18 protein-coding genes are annotated in these 17473 nt (G+C 64.5%); 15 read left to right on the top strand and 3 right to left on the bottom strand.

The window, feature by feature from the left end; translation table 11 throughout:
• Window positions 1–614 precede the first annotated feature (614 nt).
• The 4 genes from ftsZ to AC1MEM_RS14715 all read left to right on the top strand — a co-directional run bounded on the left by ftsZ (window position 615) and on the right by AC1MEM_RS14715 (window position 4493).
• A complete protein-coding gene (ftsZ, locus tag AC1MEM_RS14730) occupies window positions 615–1739 on the top strand; it encodes a cell division protein FtsZ (protein ID WP_499471612.1) in 1125 nt (374 codons plus the stop codon).
• A 358-nt stretch (window positions 1740–2097) separates the two neighbouring features.
• Complete coding sequence (locus AC1MEM_RS14725; protein ID WP_499471610.1) at window positions 2098–2688, top strand: HD domain-containing protein; 591 nt, start codon at window positions 2098–2100, stop codon at window positions 2686–2688.
• Between the two features lie 21 nt (window positions 2689–2709).
• A complete protein-coding gene (locus tag AC1MEM_RS14720; RefSeq protein ID WP_499471608.1) occupies window positions 2710–3468 on the top strand; it encodes a class II aldolase/adducin family protein in 759 nt (252 codons plus the stop codon).
• 143 nt (window positions 3469–3611) lie between these two features.
• Window positions 3612–4493, top strand: coding sequence for a bile acid:sodium symporter family protein (locus AC1MEM_RS14715; RefSeq protein ID WP_499471606.1), 882 nt, complete (start codon window positions 3612–3614; stop codon window positions 4491–4493).
• A 7-nt stretch (window positions 4494–4500) separates the two neighbouring features.
• Here the strand turns inward: AC1MEM_RS14715 and AC1MEM_RS14710 are convergent, their stop codons facing one another.
• Complete coding sequence (locus tag AC1MEM_RS14710; protein WP_499471604.1) at window positions 4501–6744, bottom strand: molybdopterin-dependent oxidoreductase; 2244 nt, start codon at window positions 6742–6744, stop codon at window positions 4501–4503.
• Window positions 6745–6955: 211 nt separating this feature from the next.
• Entirely contained in the window at window positions 6956–7099 is a 144-nt protein-coding gene (locus tag AC1MEM_RS14705) for a hypothetical protein (RefSeq protein ID WP_499471603.1), read from the bottom strand.
• Between the two features lie 162 nt (window positions 7100–7261).
• Here AC1MEM_RS14705 and AC1MEM_RS14700 point away from each other — a divergent pair, with 162 nt between their 5' ends.
• Both AC1MEM_RS14700 and AC1MEM_RS14695 read left to right on the top strand, forming a co-directional pair.
• On the top strand, window positions 7262–7543 hold the full coding sequence (locus AC1MEM_RS14700; RefSeq protein WP_499471602.1) for a UxaA family hydrolase: 282 nt from the start codon (window positions 7262–7264) through the stop codon (window positions 7541–7543).
• Window positions 7544–7589: 46 nt separating this feature from the next.
• On the top strand, window positions 7590–8759 hold the full coding sequence (locus AC1MEM_RS14695) for a UxaA family hydrolase (protein ID WP_499471600.1): 1170 nt from the start codon (window positions 7590–7592) through the stop codon (window positions 8757–8759).
• Between the two features lie 45 nt (window positions 8760–8804).
• On the opposite strand, the gene AC1MEM_RS14690 is transcribed toward AC1MEM_RS14695, so the two are convergent.
• Window positions 8805–9704 (bottom strand): LysR family transcriptional regulator, encoded by a 900-nt coding sequence (locus AC1MEM_RS14690; RefSeq protein ID WP_499471598.1) that lies wholly within the window; start codon window positions 9702–9704, stop codon window positions 8805–8807.
• Window positions 9705–9856: 152 nt separating this feature from the next.
• Here AC1MEM_RS14690 and AC1MEM_RS14685 point away from each other — a divergent pair, with 152 nt between their 5' ends.
• The 9 genes from AC1MEM_RS14685 (at window position 9857) to AC1MEM_RS14645 (ending at window position 17463) form a co-directional block, all read left to right on the top strand.
• Entirely contained in the window at window positions 9857–10573 is a 717-nt protein-coding gene (locus AC1MEM_RS14685; protein WP_499471596.1) for a succinate dehydrogenase/fumarate reductase iron-sulfur subunit, read from the top strand.
• On the top strand, window positions 10570–10914 hold the full coding sequence (locus AC1MEM_RS14680) for a succinate dehydrogenase (protein ID WP_499471594.1): 345 nt from the start codon (window positions 10570–10572) through the stop codon (window positions 10912–10914). Before AC1MEM_RS14685 ends, AC1MEM_RS14680 begins: the two co-directional genes overlap by 4 nt.
• On the top strand, window positions 10911–11267 hold the full coding sequence (gene sdhC / locus AC1MEM_RS14675) for a succinate dehydrogenase, cytochrome b556 subunit (RefSeq protein WP_499471592.1): 357 nt from the start codon (window positions 10911–10913) through the stop codon (window positions 11265–11267). Before AC1MEM_RS14680 ends, sdhC begins: the two co-directional genes overlap by 4 nt.
• A 23-nt stretch (window positions 11268–11290) precedes the next feature.
• Window positions 11291–12166 carry a fumarate hydratase gene (locus tag AC1MEM_RS14670; protein ID WP_499471591.1) on the top strand — a complete coding sequence of 292 codons (876 nt, stop codon included), beginning with the start codon at window positions 11291–11293 and terminating at the stop codon, window positions 12164–12166.
• Window positions 12167–12168: 2 nt separating this feature from the next.
• Window positions 12169–12780: a fumarate hydratase C-terminal domain-containing protein gene (locus AC1MEM_RS14665; RefSeq protein WP_499471589.1), complete on the top strand. Its 612-nt coding sequence runs from the start codon at window positions 12169–12171 to the stop codon at window positions 12778–12780.
• Window positions 12777–14519: an L-aspartate oxidase gene (locus tag AC1MEM_RS14660; protein ID WP_499471587.1), complete on the top strand. Its 1743-nt coding sequence runs from the start codon at window positions 12777–12779 to the stop codon at window positions 14517–14519. Before AC1MEM_RS14665 ends, AC1MEM_RS14660 begins: the two co-directional genes overlap by 4 nt.
• 209 nt (window positions 14520–14728) lie before the next feature.
• Window positions 14729–15736, top strand: coding sequence for an ABC transporter substrate-binding protein (locus tag AC1MEM_RS14655; RefSeq protein WP_499471585.1), 1008 nt, complete (start codon window positions 14729–14731; stop codon window positions 15734–15736).
• A 55-nt stretch (window positions 15737–15791) separates the two neighbouring features.
• Window positions 15792–16595 (top strand): ABC transporter ATP-binding protein, encoded by an 804-nt coding sequence (locus AC1MEM_RS14650; protein WP_499471583.1) that lies wholly within the window; start codon window positions 15792–15794, stop codon window positions 16593–16595.
• The gene (locus AC1MEM_RS14645) at window positions 16588–17463 is read left to right on the top strand and encodes an ABC transporter permease (protein ID WP_499471581.1); all 876 of its coding nucleotides are present in this window, start codon (window positions 16588–16590) and stop codon (window positions 17461–17463) included. Before AC1MEM_RS14650 ends, AC1MEM_RS14645 begins: the two co-directional genes overlap by 8 nt.
• The last annotated feature ends 10 nt before the right edge of the window (window positions 17464–17473 follow it).

Raw genomic sequence — 17473 nt, 5'->3', positions numbered from 1 at the left:
CGCGACTGCACAGAGCGCGAGCGCAGCGCCGATTTTCTGGCGGAGCTTCATTGATACTTTCGAACGATGGCAACCCTGCGTTACCGAGCCGCATCATACGCTTCGCGCCCGACAATGCCCAGCAGCGGGACGATTCGTCCTCCTCAAAAAAAGGGAACAACCCGGGGCACGCAATAAAGGTCCGGTCGTGCTGCCTGTTGCGGATCAGGAACCCCGGTTGAAGTCCGGCCAGCCCGGCAGCTTGCCGCTGCCGGTTCAACATTCGTGCTCCACATAGGGCGTTCTGGTTTGGGACCCTCCTCCCTGGATGCCTGCCGGGATGATTGTTATCCTTGGTCGTAGTCGTTGTCGCCGGCGCCCGGCCAGTCTGTGCCAGCGCAATTCACCGTTGGTTAGTTACATTTGTATAGCCAGCATTTACCTCCCTCCGGTCCTGGGTGCTGCCAGCCTTTCACGACGATTGCACACGCTCTTACAAATGGTTTCGATTTGAAGCGTTTACACGCTTTCGCGTGCGCGCCCCAGCAAGTAGTCTATTGGGCTCGGCATTAGCCAGCACGCGGCGCGGCAGGCGCGCGGCCGCCGATCGCACTTTCTTCAAAACGGAGTCTTCCTTGTCCGAATCAAACATTCCCAACCCGGCGACGGTCATCAAAATCATCGGTGTCGGCGGCGCCGGCGGTAACGCCGTCAACCATATGGCCTCCTCCGGACTGTCCACCTTCGAATTCATTTGCGCGAATACGGACGCGCAAGCCCTGTCGAATACCCAGACCGAAAAACGCATCCAGCTTGGCGAGAGCGGCCTGGGCGCCGGCAGCGACCCGATGGTCGGACGCGAAAGCGCCACGCGCGAACGCACCCTCATCGCCGAGGCGCTCAAGGGCGCCGACATGGTATTCATCACTGCAGGCATGGGAGGCGGCACCGGCACCGGCGCCGCCCCCGTGGTGGCCGAAGTCGCGCGCGAGCTGGGCATCCTGACCCTCGCCGTGGTGTCGAAACCGTTCGAGTTCGAAGGCCCGCGCCGCATGCGCGTGGCCGAAGAAGGCATCGCGGCGCTGGCGCGCTGCGTCGACTCGCTCATCATTGTCCTCAACAGCCGCCTCGAGGAAGTCCTGGGTGACGATGTCACGCAAAAGCAGGCCTTTGCGGCCGCCGACGAGGTGCTGAGCAAGGCGGTGACCGGCATCGCCGACATCATCGCCGTGCCAGGAATGGTCAACGTCGATTTCGAGGACGTCCGCACGGTGATGCGCCAGACCGGCATGGCGATGATGGGCACTGCCCAACACGCCGGCGACGACCGTGCAGCCAAGGCAGCCGAGGAGGCAATCGCCTGTCCGCTGCTCGATGGCGCCAACCTGCGCGCCGCGCGCGGGGTGCTGGTCAACATCGCCGCATCCGAGGAAACGTTGAGGCTGCGCGAAACCAAGCTCGTGATGAACACGATCTGCGCACAGACCAACGAAGACGCCATCATCAAATTCGGCGCGGTCTTCGACGACACGCTGGGCGAGGCCATGCGCGTGACGGTGGTGGCCACCGGCTTGAACCGGCCCAGCGACTTCACGCTGGGTACGAGACGGTCATCGGTGTCGCGTGTCGGCGCCCAGCCACCGTCGGTCCTGCGCCAGACCGCATCGCACGCGCCAGTCCGGGCGGCGTCGGCCCAGCACGAGATGCGAGGTGCCACGTCGCGCCAGTCCGCCTCACCGTCCGGTGAGGATGCCCAGTAAGGCTGGCGGCGGGACACCCTCCCCGGCAGCGCCATCGGCGCAGCAGATGCGCCCGCCGACCCGGTTTTCGCTGGGTACAGTCCCCGGCGGATCAGCGCATCAGGCCCTTGATCACGTCGGGGCCGAAACCCAAACCCTTGCATCACCCATGCCTCGACGGCGCCAGCCTGTCCTGTGGCGCGCCGCCGTCCGTGCTGCGCAGGAAGGCGCAGGTGTGCGCGCGCGCGCGCCTGCCCGAACACGCCCAGGATCGCCTTTCATTGAATAAAAAAATATTAACCAGAAAGCGCTACCTGTCATACCATCGGTAGAGAACCACGGCGGTTCTTCCAAGAACAAGAAACAGGAGACGACAACGATGAATTTGCGCGCAAATTTCAGCAACATGCAGGACAGTACGCGGGAAGACTGGCAGTTGATCGGCCAGGAATTTGTGCCCTATGCGAAAGCCCTGCCCGACCGCATCATGGCGCACCTGAAAATCCTCGAGGGCGACTACGGCGGCTTCCCGGTCGACCGCTATACGCATTCGCTGCAAACCGCTACCCGGGCCTTGCGGGATGGGCGGGACGAGGAATACGTCATCTGCGCACTGCTGCACGATATCGGGGACACGCTGGGCAGCTTCAACCACCCCGATATCGCGGCCGCCATCCTGAAACCTTTTGTGAGCGACGCCAACCACTGGATGGTGCAGAACCACGGCGTATTCCAGGGCTATTACTTCTTCCATCACCTGGGCTTGAACCGCGAGATGCGCGACCAGTTCGCGGGCCATCCGTTTTATGACACCACGGCCGAATTCTGCGACCTGTATGACGCGCCGGCATTCGACAGGCACGCGGAAACACTGCCGCTCACCGAATTCGAGCCGATGCTGCGCCGCGTGTTCGCCAAGCCGCGCCGCAGCATTTACAAGGCGGAGTCGCCTGCCGAACAATCTGCCTGAACATCGCCGAAGGAAACCGTCATGCATATCCCCTCCATGAAAGACCAGGTCAGCGCAGACGAGTGGCAACTGCGCTGCGACCTCGCCGCCTGTTACCGCCTTGTTGCGATGTACGGCTGGACCGATCTGATCTTTACGCATATCAGCGCCCGGGTCCCCGGGCCTGAGCACCACTTCCTGATCAACCCCTACGGAATGATGTTCGACGAGATCACCGCCTCGTCCCTGATCAAGGTGGACCAGGACGGCAACAAGCTTTCCGAATCGCCGCTGCCGGTCAACCGCGCCGGTTTCGTCATCCACAGCGCCATCCACGCCGTGCGCGACGATGCGCAATGCGTGATCCACACCCATACCCGGGCCGGGGTGGGCGTCAGCGCCCAGCGCGATGGCGTGTTGCCGGTCTCCCAGCAATCGATGTTCGTCCTCGCCTCGCTGGCGTATCACGACTACGAAGGCGTCGCGCTGCACGACGCCGAAAAGCCGCGCCTGCAGGACGACCTGGGCACGGCCAATTTCCTCATGTTGCGCAACCACGGCTTGCTGACGGTCGGCGCCAGCATCCCCGATGCCTTCCTGTCGATGTACATTTTCGAGAGCGCCTGCCAGATCCAGCTGGCCGCACAGGCGGGGGCCGGCGAACCGCGCATGATTGCGCCGGAGATCCTCGGCACCACCGCCGAATCGATGAAGGTCCAGACCTCGGGTCTGGGGGGCGCCTTCGCCTGGCCTGCGCTGCTACGCAAGCTCAACCGCGTCGACGAGAGCTACCTGACCTGAGCCCCTCCTGACCCGGCCGGCGCGCCGGCCCTGCCCCACCCCGCCCTGCGTCCTCGATGGCAGGGTCGAGGGACAGGCCGGCTCCCTCGGCCCACCGTTCGTGTGATGTTGTTCTTCCCTATACAAACAATAAGGAGACATGAATGAACAGTTTTATCACGCTGTTGCCGACCCTGCTGATCGGCGCACTCGCCCTGATCATGTTCGGACTGGGGCTGTCGCTCACCGTTGCCGACTTTCGCCGGCTGCTCGGGCATCCCAAACCGGTGGTACTGGCGCTCGTGCTGCAGGCATTGGTGCTGCCTGCCGTCTGCTACGGCCTGATCGTGGCGCTGGACGTGTCGCCCGTGTATGCCGTCGGCCTGATGCTGCTCGCCGCCTCACCGGGCGGCGTATCGGCAAACCTGTACAGCCATCTTTTCGGCGGCAACGTCGCCATGAATATCTCGCTGACGGCCATTAATACGGTGCTGTCGATCGTCAGCCTGCCGCTGATCGGCAACTTTGCGATCAATACCTTTGCCCGCACTGGCCAGGTGGTGCCCATGCAAACGGGGAAAGTGATCGAAGTGATCGGCATCGTGCTGGTGCCGGTGGTGATCGGCATGTTCGTGAAAAGGCGGGCGCCGGCCTTTGCCGCCCGCTCGGAGAAACCCATGAAGCGCTTTTCGATGGTGGTGCTGGCTGCGCTGGCGCTGATCGCCATGGGCAAAGAGTGGACCGCGCTGACCGCCTCGTTCGCCTCGATCGGATCGGCCGTCATCGCCTTCAACGCCATCAGCCTGGGACTGGGTTACACCGTGCCGCGCCTCATGGGACTGGACAAGCCGAATGCGATCGCGATCGGCTACGAAATCGGCATCCATAACTCGACGCTGGCGATTTTTGTCGCGGTATCGGTGCTGGGCGACTTCAAGCTGATGGTACCGGCGGCGATCTACTCCGCCAGCATGTACGTGCTGGCGACGGCCTTCGGTTTTCTCGTGCTGGGGAGGCAGCCGGCCGTGGTCGCGGCGCGGGCCTGAGGTCGATTCAATCGAGGGCACTCTCCAGCGGTGCCATCTCGACCGCCACGCCGGACAGGACTGCGTTACCCGACAAGGGGTCGCGCAGGTTCTCATCAAACAGCGCGTTCAGGTTGACACCGGGCCGCCCGGCCGCCACGCCAAGACGGGTGCCGGCCAGGTCATGGCCCCAGCCATGGGGCAGGCTGACCACGCCCGGCATCATCTCGTCGCTCACTTCCACCTGCACCTCGATGCGCCGCGCGCCCGCCGTTACGCAATTACGCAGTTGCGCCATGCCGCCGTCAAACAGGCCGAGCCGGGCGGCGTCAGTCGGATGAACGAGCGCCGTGCAGCGGTAGGCGCCCTTGGCCAGCACCGGCAGGTTGTGCATCCAGCTGTTGTTCGAGCGCAGCTGGCGCCTGCCGACGATCACGAGGTCCGGTGCGGGCGCGGCCAGATCCGCCGCCACACGCGCCAGGTCATCCTGCAGCATCGGCGGGGCCAGTTCAATCTTGCCGGACGGCGTGCGCAAGGCTTCCGGAATCCGCTGGGTCATCGGTCCGAGGTCGATGCCGGACGGGGCTTGCCTGATTCGCGCCAGCGTGAGGCCGCCGGGCACCCCGCCGAACTGGTCGCCGTAAGGGCCTGTGCGCAAGGCCAGGTCGAGCAAGCGCTCCGGCCCGCGCTGCGGGGCCAAGGCCGCCATCCCCTGCGCGGCGGCCGGACCGAACAACTTGTCGAGCTCCTGCTGCAGCGCGGCGTCGTCCAAGGCCTCGATGTCGGCCCTGGCACCCTGCCCTTTCGCGATCGCGGCGATGCGCAGCAGGCTTTCCCATTCATCAGGCTGGCCGAGCTGGCGAGGGAGCACCGGCGGGCTGTAGCGCGCGTGATTATGGTGCGAGAACTGGGTGAAGGTGACGTCGTAGTGCGCGTCCTCCAGCGGCGACGGCCCCGGCAGGATCACATCGGCGTGGCGCGAGGTTTCGTTGAGGTAGATGTCGAGGCTGACCATGAACTCCAGAGCGTCCAGCGCGGCGGCCAGGCGCGGGCCGTTGGGGCTTGACAGCACCGGGTTGCCGGCGATCGCGATCAGCGCCTTGATCTGTCCCGGGCCGGGCGTATCGATTTCTTCGGCCAGGCAGGTGATCGACAGCTCGCCCGCCACCTCGACGGCGCCAGAGACGCGCGAGCGATGGCGGCCGCTGACGACCCCGCGGCCGACGCCCGGCTTGCCGCGTGTGTTGGCGCCGAATGCCGCGGCCTTGGGAAACATGGCGCCGCCCTCCTCGTCCAGGTGGCCGGTCAAGACATTGATCACATCGATCAGCCAGGAGCACAGGGTGCCGAACTGCTGGGTGCAGGTGCCGATGCGGCCGTAGATGGCGGCGCGCGGCGTCGCGGCGAGCGTACGGGCCAGGCTGCGGATGGTGGCGGCATCGATGCCACAGCGCGCCGCAACGCGTTCCGGCGCGTAGTCCCTGACGGCCGCAGCAAGCTCCTCGAACCCGTTGCAGTGCGCGGCCAGCCTGCCTGGCCGCACCAGGCCTTCGTCGAACAAGGCTTGCACCATGCCGAGCAGGAAAAAGACATCGGCGCCGGGACGAATGAAATGGTGGGCATCGGCCACCTCGGCGGTCTCGGTGCGGCGCGGGTCCACCACGACCATCTTGCCGCCACGCGCGCGGAGTGCCTTGGCCTTGCCGCGGAAGTCAGGCACGGTCCACAAGCTGCCGTTCGATACCATCGGGTTGGCGCCGAGGATCAGCAGGAAGTCGCACCGTTCGATATCGGGGACGGGAACCGACAGCCAGCTCCCGAACATGAGGCCGACGGACAGCATCTTGGGGACCTGGTCCACGCTCGATGCCGAGAACATGTTGCGGGTGCCCAGTGCCTTGGCCAGGCGCGGGAAGTAGAGCATCAGGCTCATCTTGTGCGAGGTCGGGTTGCCCAGCACCGTCGCCACCGCGTCCGGCCCGCCGGCCGCGATGATCGGCGGGAGGCGCCGCTCGATCTCGGCATACGCCTCCTCCCAGCTCGCTTCGACGAACTTGCCGTCACGCTTGATGAGTGGCACGCGCAAGCGGTCGGGGTCGTCGTGCAGGTCCTTGAGGCCGATCGCCTTGGGGCACAGGAAGCCCTTCGAGAACACGTCGTTCTGGTCGCCGCGAATGCGGACGACACGGCCCCCTTCCAGGTCCAGTTCAAGGCCGCAACTGGCCTCGCAGAAGGGGCAGATACGGTGGGCGACTGCAGTCGGACTTGTCATGGCGACCCTTGAAAAAGGAAAATCGAACGGTCGTTCGATTGTGGGTCAGGGATGCGGCGACTGTCAAGCAGCAAGCGGAGGCAGGAGACGTGACCCTGCGCCCTGCAGCACACTACACGGGCCGGCGGCGATGAAAGGTCAGCGGGCTGTACGGCACGGGCCGGCGGCGGCGGCGGCGGCGGCGGCGGCGGCGAACGCAGGATGCCGGGCTTCATCGCCCGACGACGCGCATCTCGCAAGGCTTGCAGTCGAAGCGCAGCGTGTAGGTGTCTTCGCCCGTGCTCAAAATCATCGGCTCGGCCCGCACCTGGTCTTGCACACCCTGCACGCCCTTGGCCTGTTTCGGGCGCTCCATACCCGCTGGCGGACGACGCCGTTGCCAGCCCGGCCGAGCCGGTCCTGGCATCGGGTCTCGACAAACGGATTTATTCATATAGATGATATGGTTGACAGCGCACGCCGAACTGGTTTAGCATGGATTCACGGTCGCACTGAAGCGGCTGACAAGGAGACTGAAATGATTCATTTCGTGGTGCATGAGGAAGGCGACGCAGTCGGTACGGTCGTGGTCGAAGGCGTCAAGTCCGGTACGCCCCTGACCGGCTGGATCATGGAGCAGGACCGGATGGTCGAGGTGCGTACCGTCAGCGACATCCCCATCGGCCACAAGATCGCGCTGAAGCCGCTCGCGGCCGGCGACACCGTGTTCAAGTACGGCGTCGACATCGGCAAGGTGGTCGCGCCGATCGCGGCTGGCGAACACCTGCACGTCCATAACGTGAAGACCAAGCGCTGGTAAGCCGCGCCGTATTCGTCCAGTCCAATCGCATCCAAGGGAACCCAACATGATCACCAAAGAAACCACCTTTCTCGGCTATCGTCGCGAAAACGGCCGCGTCGGCGTGCGCAACCACGTCATCATCCTGCCGGTCGACGACATCTCGAATGCCGCCGCCGAAGCGGTGGCCAATAACATCAAGGGCACCATGGCGCTGCCGCACCCGTACGGACGGCTGCAATTCGGTGCCGACCTCGAGCTGCACTTCCGTACCCTGATCGGCACTGGCTCGAACCCGAACGTGGCGGCCGTCGTCGTCATCGGTATCGAGCCGGCGTGGACGCAGCTGATCGTTGACGGCATCGCCGCCACCGGCAAGCCGGTACAGGGCTTCGCCATCGAAGGCCACGGCGACCACGACACCATCATGCGTGCCTCGAAGGCCGCCCGCGTGCTGGTGCAGGGCGCTTCCGAAAAGCAGCGCGAAGAGTGCCCGATCAGCGAGCTGTGGGTATCCACCAAATGCGGCGAGTCCGACACCACCTCCGGCTGCGGTGCCAACCCGACGGTGGGCAACGCCTTCGACAAGCTGTATGCGGTCGGTTCCACGCTGCTGTTCGGCGAAACGTCGGAACTGACGGGCGGCGAGCACCTGGTGGCATCGCGCTGCGCCACGCCCGAGGTCAAGGAAAAATTCATGACCATGTTCAACAAGTACCAGGACATGATCAATCGCTACAAGACCTCAGACCTGTCCGACTCGCAGCCAACCAAGGGCAATATCGCCGGCGGCCTGACCACGATCGAGGAAAAAGCACTGGGCAACATCCAGAAGATCGGCAAGCACTGCAAGGTGGACGGCGTACTCGACAAGGCGGAAGCGCCGACCGGTCCGGGCCTGTGGTTCATGGATTCGTCGTCGGCCGCGGCCGAGATGGTGACGCTGTGCGCGGCGGCCGGCTATGCGGTGCACTTCTTCCCCACGGGCCAGGGCAACGTGATCGGCAACCCGATCCTCCCGGTCATCAAGATCTGCGCCAATCCGAAGACGGTACGTGTGATGGAAGAACACGTCGACGTCGATACCTCGGGCCTGCTGCAGCGCGAGATCAACATGGACGGCGCCGGCGACCTGCTCCTCGAGGCGATGCTGCGCACCGCTAACGGCCGACTCACCGCCGCCGAGGCGCTGGGGCACCGCGAGTTTGTCCTTACCCGTCTGTACGAAAGCGCTTGACCGCGCACGGCCGGGCCACGGGCCCGGCCGCATCCTTCCGTGGCGCTATCTGCGCCGCTTCCCGGGCGCTCCGGCCTCGAAATAGGTCTTCAGGGCCCCGGTAAAGCGCATCCGGCTATGCCGGGTGCGTTCGCACAGCCCGACCCGGCGCTCGACCGTCACCCCCGGTAATACGATCACCTGCAGGGACCGGTCCTTTTCCCAGTCGACGTTGGCCAGCTTGGGCACGATCGACACACCGAACCCCTGGCGCACGATCTCCACGCTCGCTTCCACCGAATTGAGCTCCATCTCGTCGCGGGTGGTCACGCCGCACTGCTTCAGCACGTCCTTGACCAGGTCGCCGGTCCAGGTGCGGCGGTCGAAACGGATGAAGGGCGCGCGCCGCAGCACATCGAGTGGACGTTCCGGCAGCGCGAAATGAGGACGGCGCGGCACGATCAACACCATCGGCTCGGTGTACAGGCGCGTCCACAGCAGGCCGGCCGGCAGGGCGCGCGGCGGTTGGGTCATCACCGCGGCATCGAGTTCACCCCGTTCGACCTGATGGGCAAAATCACTCGACATGCCGGCGAACAGCTGGATCTGCAGCCTGGGATGCTCCCGCTTCAGGCTCCATAAGGCATCGGCGAAGGCGCCCATCAGCGCGGACACCAGCGCCCCCATCACCACCTTGCCCGACAACTCGTCGCTGTCGCCGGAATCGGCCAGCGCCTCGTAGCAGGCCAGCAGTTCCTCGACCTGGGGTACCGCCTTGCGGCCGGCAGTATTGAGCACCACCGCGCGTGGGCCACGGTCGAACAGCACCTGGTTGAGGTCTTCCTCGAGCGCCCGCACCTGCAGCCCGACCGCAGCGGCGGTCAGTCCGATTTCCTTGCCGGCGGCAGCGAAGGTGCCGAATTTCGCGACTGCCAGGAAGGTCTTGAGTGTACGGATGGACGGCATGGAGGAACACCTCGTTCAATGGGAAATCGATGCCTTCAATAATAAAGAATTTCTTTATCTCGTACAAATAAAGTATAGCTTTCGCTTTCGTCAGTGATCTTCCAGAATAGCTGCACAGGGATCGGTGCGGTGCATAAGGGAGCGACGACAGCATGACGACGAATCTTGAAGTGAAAGTGTGGCGCGGCAAGGAGGACGGCGGGTTCGTCACCTATGAAGTCCCGCGCCTGGACAGCCAGACCGTCCTCGACGTGGTGACCTACATCCAGCGCCACCTCGACCCCGGCCTGAGCTACCGCTACGCTTGCCGGGTCGGCATGTGCGGCTCCTGTGCCATGAATATCAACGGCAAGGCTGGCTGGACTTGCCGCTCGCACGTCTCGCACGTGGCCGCTGGCGGCAAACTGGAAATCGCGCCCCTGTCGAACTTGCCGGTGGTCAAGGACCTGGTGGTCGACATGACGGAATTTTTCGATAAGTGGGCGCGGGCCAAGGGCAGCTTCAAGGGCGTGCTTACCCGCTACGACCAGTTCGCGCGCGTCGAACCGGCGTCGAAGCAGCGCCGCGCCGCCGACGCCGGCATCGAGTGCATCGGCTGCGCCGTGTGCTATTCCTCCTGCGACGTGGTGGCCTGGCGCCCCGACTACCTCGGGCCCGCCGCGCTGAACCGTGCCTGGACCCTGGTCAACGACGTACGCGACATCGCACAGCCGGAACGCATGCGTGCCGTCGCCGGCGATGCCGGCTGCCATTCCTGCCATACCCAGGGCTCGTGCACCGAACGCTGTCCCAAATCGCTGGCCCCGACGGCCGGCATCGCCGGCCTCAAGCGCCTGGTGGTCAAGGCCGCTCTTGGAGGCCTCGAATGAGCGCGCTGGCGACCCAGGTGCGGCTGTGGTACTGGCAGCGCATGAGCGCCGCAGTGCTGGCTGCCTGCACCCTGATCCACCTCGGGATCATCATCTACGCCGTCCGCAGTGGCCTGAGCGGGGGGGAGATCCTCGGCCGCACCCACGGCAGTATTACCTTCGGAATTTTCTACACTGTTTTCGTGCTCGCCTGTGCGGTCCACGTACCAATCGGCATGGCCAGGATCCTGCAGGAGACGCTGGACTGGGGCGAGAAGCCGGTCTGGACCGTGGCCGGCCTGTTCGGCGCGCTGCTGTTCGTGACCGGCCTGATCGCAGTATATGGAGTGGTACTCACATGAGGCGAACCAATGACTATCGCGCACGCAATCATCCGGCCTATTGGGCCTTCCTGGTCCACCGCCTGTCGGGCTTTGCGCTCGCACTGTTCCTGCCCGTTCATTTTTGGGCGCTGGGCAAGGCGATCCACGGCGAGGCCGCCCTCGACGGCTTCCTCCGATTTGCCGACCGCCCTTTCTTCAAAATCGCAGAATGGGGACTGGTGGTCCTGCTGGCGGCCCATATGAGCGGCGGGGTGCGTCTCTTGCTGATTGAATTCGGGCCCTGGTCCGGGCTGCGCAAGAACTGGATCGCCGCCAGCGCCGGGTTTGCCGGCGCCACCGGCATGGCCTTCGCGCTCGCGCTGGTCATGTGAAACACTGCAACGAAAGGGAAGCAATGGAAATCGACCTGCCGGCCGTTGAAGAAGCTGCCAAAGAACTCTACATCCGGGCCCTGAAGATCCTGCCGCCCGACATCAAGGATGGTTTCGGGCGACTCACCAGTACCGAGACCGCGCCACGCGCCAGGACCATCCTCGCGACGATGGTAAAGAACATCGAGGTGGCCGAGGAAAACGACAACCTCCTGTGCCAGGATACCGGCATCCCGATCTACAACGTGAAGATCGGGAGCGGGGTCCGCTTCGACGGTCATGCCCTGCAGGCCGCCATCCGGCGCGGTTGCGAGCGGGCCACGCGCGAGCATCCGCTGCGTTCCTCGGTGGTCCACCCGCTCACGCGCAAGAACCAGCACAGCTCTTGCGGCATCGAAGTCCCGGTGATCCACATCGACTTCAGCGATCGTGCCGGCGCGTTCGAGATCCAGATGATCCCCAAGGGCAGCGGCTCGGAGAACAACTCGTTCCTGAAGATGGCGGTGCCGGCCGAGGGCATCGACGCGATCAAGGCCTTCGTGATCGACTGCGTCGTCAATGCCGGCGGCAAGACCTGCCCACCGACCATCGTCGGGGTCGGGATCGGCGGCACCTCCGACCTGTGCGTGGCGCTGGCCAAGCGCGCCGCCGTCCGCCCGCTGGGCAGTGCCTGCGCCGACGAGGAAGGAGCCAGGCTCGAGCGCGAACTGTCCGACGCCGTGAACCGGCTCGGCGTCGGCCCGCAGGGCCTCGGCGGCGACTCGACCGCCTTTGCCGTGCACATCGAGCTCGCTGCGACCCACATCACGATGAACCCCATTGCCGTTAACATGCAATGCCATTCGGCGCGCCGGGCGAAGGCCAGCTTCACGCCCGAAGGCGTCACCTACGGATTCTGATCATGGCCCATTACGAACTGAGCACGCCTGTCAGCGAAGAGCAGGTTCGCCAACTGCGCGTCAACGACACCGTCACCCTGCAGACCACCCTCTTCGGCATCCGCGACGCCACCCAGATCCACATGCTCGACCGCGGCCGCAGCACCCGCTTCGACCTGCGCGGGCATGCGGTGATCCACACCGCACCCAATGTGCGCAAGGTCGACAGGAGCGGCGCTTTCCCTGCCGGCTACGCGCCGGTGTGCATCGGCACCACGACCAGCGACCGCATGGAGCGCTTCACCCGCCCGCTGATGGAGCGCCATGGCGTGCGCCTGATCGTCGGCAAGGGCGGGCTGCGCGACGGTTCGCAGGAGGCGTTCCGCGACATCGGTGGCGCCTACCTGGCCATCGTCGGCGGCACCGCGGCGCTCGAAACCACCTGGATCGAGCAGATCGAGGACGTCGACCTCGATGACCTCAATCCCGAATCACTGTGGAAATTTCGCATCAGGAATTTTGGGCCGCTGCTGGTCGCCATGGATAGCCATGGCGGCAGCCTGTACGCGGAAATCAAGCAAGACGTGGAGGCGCGGCGCCGTGCGGTGCTGGCCAGCCTGGGGGTGCCGGCATGAGCAAGCTGAAACGGGTGCAGACCGATATCCTGATCCTCGGTTCCGGCGGGGCCGGCCTGTTCGCTGCGCTGCATGCGCACCAGACCAGCCCGACGCTGAAGATCACGGTCGCGGTCAAGGGCCTGCTGGGCAAGTGTGGCTGCACGCGCATGGTCCAGGGAGGCTACAACGTGGCCCTGGCCGAGGGAGATTCGGTCGAGCGCCACTTCATGGACACCATCGAAGGCAGCAAGTGGCTGGCCAACCAGGAACTGGCGTGGACGCTGGTGACCAAGGCAGTCGAGCGCATCCACGAACTGGAAAACGAGCTCGGCTGCTTCTTCGACCGCAATCCTGACGGCACTGTCCACCAGAAGGCCTTCGCCGGCCAGACCTTCGACCGCACCGTGCACAAGGGCGACCTGACGGGAATCGAAATCATCAACCGCCTGTCCGAGCAGGTCTGGGCACGCGGCATCGAGCGCCTCGAGGAATACCGCGCCATCGAACTGGTCAAGACAGCCGACGGCAGCGCGCTGGCCGGCGTCCTGATGATCGACATGCGCAGCGGCGAGTTCGTGTTCGTGCAGGCCAGGGCGGTGCTGCTGGCCACCGGCGGCGGACCCACCATGTACAAATTCCACACGCCGTCGGGCGACAAGAGCTGCGATGGCCTGGCCATGGCGCTGCAGGCCGGGCTGCCGCTGCGCGACATGGAGATGGTGCAGTTCCACCCGACCGGACTGCTGGCCGGAACCCATACACGCATGACCGGCACGGTGCTCGAGGAAGGCCTGCGCGGGGCCGGCGGGTGGCTGGTCAATGGCGAGGGCGACCGTTTCATGACCAATTACGACGCGCGCGGCGAGCGCGCCACCCGCGATATCGTCTCGCGCGGGATCTACGCCGAGATGCGTGCGGGCCGCACCACGCCCAACGGCGGCGTCTACATCCAGATGTCGCACCTCGGTCCGGACAAGGTGCGCAAGCAGTTCAAGGGCATGGTCGAACGCTGCGGCGACTGCGGCTTCGACCTCGCCGGGGGCAAGGTCGAGGTAGTACCGACGGCGCATTACATGATGGGCGGCGTGGTGTTCCGGCCCGACTGCAGCACCGGCCTGCACGGCCTGTTCGCAGCCGGCGAGGATACCGGCGGCGTGCACGGCGCCAATCGCCTCGGCGGCAACGGCGTGGCCAATTCCACCGTGTTCGGCGGGATCGCCGGCGACAGCATGGCCCGCTGGACCGAAGCCAATCCAGGCTGGCGCGCGCCCGACGAAGACGCGCTGGCGCGCAGCATCGCCGCGCATGAAGCGCCGTTCGCGCAAGCCGCGGGAGACCTCGGAGCGATCCGCGACGACCTGTACGAATGCATGTGGAGCGATGTCGGCATCCTGCGCACCGAACAGGGCCTGCGCCGCGCCATCAGCCGGCTTGAAGCGCTGGCGGCCCGGCTGGCCGCGACCGGCGTCCAGGACGGCGAGCGCGCCTTCAACCTCAGCTGGCACGACTGGATCAACCTGCGCAACCTGATCTCGGTAAGCCAGGTGATCGCGGCTGCGGCCCTGGCCCGCGAGGACTCGCGCGGCGCGCATTTCCGAGAAGACTTCCCGCTGCCTGGCGAGCTGGAAAATTCCAGCTACACGGTCGCGCGCGTCGAGCACGACAGGCTGACGCTGCTGCGCGAGCCGGTCCACTTCGATCGCGTCCGGCCTGGCCAGACCATCCTCGAAGACGAAGCGAACGCTACCCTGGCCTGAGCGCCTTTCCCACCCAGAACGAACCGCGCAAGCACGCTCCGGCCTTGCTAACTTATTTAAATCATATAGTTGAATCTACGTATAAATTGGTCTAGTATTGACCCGTCACACAAGCGTTCAGCGATCGAAATCAAGCACTCAAGCGGGGGTTGGAAAAAATTGCGGAAAGCGAGGCCTCCCCCGGTCACCCATCCTTGGAGGAGACTTCCATGCAATTCAGATCCATTTTGTCCATTGCCCTCGGCACCGTGCTGTTGACCGCAGCCGCGGTCAGCCATGCCGAAGTGGCCGAGCTGAAAATCGCCGGGCAATACGGCATCAGCTACCTGCCCCTGATGATCATGGAGGAGCAAAAGCTGGTCGAAAAACATGCGAAGGAGGCCGGCATCCCCAACCTGAAGGTGACCTGGGCCAAGTTCGCCGGCGGGAACGTCATGAACGACGCGCTGCTGTCGGAAAGCCTGCACTTCGCCGCCGGCGGCGTGGCCCCGCTGGTGACCTTGTGGGCCAAAACCCGCGGCAGCTACGACATCAAGGCCGCCGCCGCACTGAACTCGATGCCGCTTTACCTGAACACCCGCAACCCGAAAGTCAAATCGATCAAGGACTTTACCGACAAGGACAAGATCGCGCTGCCTGCGGCAAAGGTGTCGATCCAGGCGGTGACGCTGCAGATGGCAGCCGAGCAGGCCTTCGGCCCGGGTCAGCAGAACAAGCTCGATGCGTTGACCGTGTCGATGAGCCACCCGGACGCACAGGCCGCGATCCTGTCCAATTCGAGCGAGATCACCGCGCATTTCAGCTCCCCGCCCTTCCAGTACCAGCAGCTCGAAAAACCCGAGATCCACACGGTTCTCAATTCGTATGACGTGCTGGGCGGGCCGGCCACCTTCAACCTGGTGTGGACCACTTCCAAATTCCGCAACGAGAACCCGAAGATCTACGCATCCTTCATCAAGGCGCTCGACGAATCGATGGCGATGATCAACCGCGACAAGCGCTGGGCGGCCCAGACCTACCTGCGCCTGTCGCGCGACAAGGACAGCATCGACGACCTCCTCAAGATACTCAACGATCCCAACGTGAAGTACACGACCACCCCGCAGAACGTGGTCAAGTACGTCGATTTCATGCAGAAGATCGGCTCGATCAAGGCCAAGCCGGACTCCTGGAAGGACCTGTTCTTCCCCAACGTGCACGCCCTGCCCGGCAGCTGAATCGAGGCGCCATCCGATTTTCATCCCCGACGATATCCAAGAGGAAGCCATGGACATGAGAGCTATTCCAACGACCGATCCGACGCCCCTGCTCGATGTACGCGACGTCACGCTGCAGTACAAGACCAAGGAGCACCTGGTGACCGCGACTTACCGCGTCAACTTCCAGGTCTTCAAATCCGACCGCTACGTGTTGCTCGGCCCTTCGGGCTGCGGCAAGTCGACCCTGCTCAAGGCGGTGGGCGGCTACATGGCGCCGACCGAGGGCGAAATCCGCCTGAAAGACAAGGTGGTGACCAGGCCGGGCCCCGACCGAATGATGGTGTTCCAGGAGTTCGACCAGCTGCTGCCCTGGAAGACGGTCAAGGAAAACGTCATGTTCCCGCTGTGCGCGTCGGGCAAGCTGAGCGGCAAGGCGGCAGAGGAAAAGGCCATGCAATACATCGAGAAGGTCAACCTCGCTAAATTCTGCGACCACCACCCGCACATGCTTTCGGGAGGGATGAAGCAGCGCGTGGCGATTGCACGAGGCATGGCGATGGAACCGGACGTGCTGCTGATGGACGAACCCTACGCCGCCCTCGACGCCCTGACCCGGCGCAAGATGCAGGACGAATTGCTCCAACTGTGGGACGACACCCACTTCACGGTGCTCTTCGTGACCCACTCGATTCCCGAAGCGATCAAGTGCGGCAGCCGCATCCTGCTGCTGTCGCCGCACCCGGGCCAGGTCAAGGCGGAACTGGCCAGCGTCCCGCGCGACTGCAGCGATCCGCAGGCCGCGAAGCAGCTCGAAACCGAAATCCACCAGATGCTTTTCGCAGACGATATCGAAGCCCAGGAGGTGCAGCATGTCTAAGGATGCCGTTCTATTCGCCAGGCCGCCGATCCACCGCGTGCCGCTCGACTCCTCGGCCTTCGGCGTGGTGGCCAAGCCCTTGTCGACCTTCGAAAAGTGCTACAACATCAGCGCCCTGCGCAAGGCCGCCATCCTGCTGGTGCTGGTGCTGGTGTGGGAGATCGGTGCGCGCATGCTGAACAACGAGCTGCTGTTCCCGACCTTCCTCGCCACCGCCAAGGCCTTCGTTACCGGCATCGCCAGCGGCGGCCTGCTGCTCAAGGTGTGGGCCTCGCTCAAAGTGCTGCTGATCGGCTATTCGAGCGGCATCGCACTGGCCGCGCTGCTGACCGCGATCGGCATCGCTTCGCGCATCGGCACCGACTTCCTCGAAACCCTGACCTCGATGTTTAACCCGCTGCCGGCGATTGCGCTGCTGCCGATCGCGCTGATCTGGTTCGGCCTCGGCAACGGCAGCCTGGTCTTCGTGCTGGTCCACTCGGTGGTGTGGGCGGTGGCACTGAATACCCATTCGGGCTTCCTGGCAGTGTCGAACACGCTGCGCATGGTAGGCAAGAACTACGGCCTCGGCGGCTTTGCCTATGTGTCGAAAATGCTGATACCGGCTGCCTTTCCCAGCATCCTCACCGGCCTCAAGATGGGCTGGGCCTTCGCCTGGCGCACACTGATCGCGTCCGAGCTGGTATTCGGCGTCAGCTCCGGCTCGGGTGGCCTGGGCTGGTTCATTTACGAGAACAAGAACATGCTGGAAATCCCGAACGTGTTCGCCGGCCTGTTGACGGTGATCCTGATCGGCCTGGCCGTCGAGAACCTCATCTTCCGCACGGTGGAAAACCATACCGTGCGCAAGTGGGGCATGCAGAACTGATCCGGGAGCC

This window comes from Telluria sp. AIW5 (assembly GCF_056680575.1).
Note: the sequence above shows the minus strand (reverse complement) of the source record. Positions and strands in the feature narration are given on the sequence as shown.